Source organism: Pseudomonas silensiensis, from assembly GCF_050434865.1.
Lineage (GTDB): Bacteria > Pseudomonadota > Gammaproteobacteria > Pseudomonadales > Pseudomonadaceae > Aquipseudomonas > Aquipseudomonas fluorescens_W.
On record NZ_JBNDJH010000051.1, the window covers coordinates 1 to 1,397 of the forward strand.

Below are 1,397 nucleotides of genomic sequence, written 5' to 3' on the forward strand. Positions count from 1 at the left end.
TCCCCCCATATTCAGACAAAGTTTCTCGTGCTCCGTCCTACTCGATTTCATGACTAAGAGATTTTCGCGTACAGGGCTATCACCCACTATGGCCGTACTTTCCAGAACGTTCCGCTAATCTCAAAGCCACTTAAGGGCTAGTCCCCGTTCGCTCGCCACTACTAAGGGAATCTCGGTTGATTTCTTTTCCTCAGGGTACTTAGATGTTTCAGTTCCCCTGGTTCGCCTCTTAAGCCTATGTATTCAGCTTAAGATAACCATCTTATGATGGCTGGGTTCCCCCATTCAGACATCTCCGGATCAAAGTCTGTTTGCCGACTCCCCGAAGCTTTTCGCAGGCTACCACGTCTTTCATCGCCTCTGACTGCCAAGGCATCCACCGTATGCGCTTCTTCACTTGACCATATAACCCCAAGCAATCTGGTTATACTGTGAAGACGACATTCGCCGAAAATTCGATAATACTCAATTAAGAGCAACTCACAAATTTTACCTTAGCCTGAGCCGTTACCAGTGAAAGTAACGTTCAGTCTATCTTTCTATCACATACCCAAATTTTTAAAGAACGATCTAGCCAAAGACTAGAAATCAACATTCACCATCATCACGATGGAATGCTCATTTCTAAGCTTTCAACAACAGAAGCAGTAGTGGTGGAGCCAAACGGGATCGAACCGTTGACCTCCTGCGTGCAAGGCAGGCGCTCTCCCAGCTGAGCTATGGCCCCGTATTTCTACAGGTTCCCACACAAAATTGGTGGGTCTGGGCAGATTCGAACTGCCGACCTCACCCTTATCAGGGGTGCGCTCTAACCAACTGAGCTACAGACCCAATTTCGAGCTTTAAGGCCGACCTCACCCTGCTCTTGACCACAAAGCATGGGGTGCGCTCTAACCAACTAAGCTACAACCCGTCAGGGCTGCTTCTTTATCGTCTTCTTCAATGAATCAAGCAATTCGTGTGGGAACTTATGGAGCAGCTGATGTCGTCGATTAAGGAGGTGATCCAGCCGCAGGTTCCCCTACGGCTACCTTGTTACGACTTCACCCCAGTCATGAATCACACCGTGGTAACCGTCCTCCCGAAGGTTAGACTAGCTACTTCTGGTGCAACCCACTCCCATGGTGTGACGGGCGGTGTGTACAAGGCCCGGGAACGTATTCACCGCGACATTCTGATTCGCGATTACTAGCGATTCCGACTTCACGCAGTCGAGTTGCAGACTGCGATCCGGACTACGATCGGTTTTCTGGGATTAGCTCCACCTCGCGGCTTGGCAACCCTCTGTACCGACCATTGTAGCACGTGTGTAGCCCAGGCCGTAAGGGCCATGATGACTTGACGTCATCCCCACCTTCCTCCGGTTTGTCACCGGCAGTCTCCTTAGAGTGCCCACC

General features: G+C 50.5%; 2 tRNA genes and 2 rRNA genes. All 4 read right to left on the reverse strand.

Features of this window, described 5'->3' with window-relative positions:
* Positions 1-403, reverse strand: a 23S ribosomal RNA gene (locus QF010_RS33950); the annotation flags it as partial.
* 248 nt (positions 404-651) lie between these two features.
* A tRNA-Ala gene (locus QF010_RS33955) sits at positions 652-727 on the reverse strand.
* Positions 728-754: 27 nt separating this feature from the next.
* A tRNA-Ile gene (locus tag QF010_RS33960) sits at positions 755-831 on the reverse strand.
* Positions 832-993: 162 nt separating this feature from the next.
* Positions 994-1,397: ribosomal RNA gene (locus QF010_RS33965) — 16S ribosomal RNA — on the reverse strand; the annotation flags it as partial.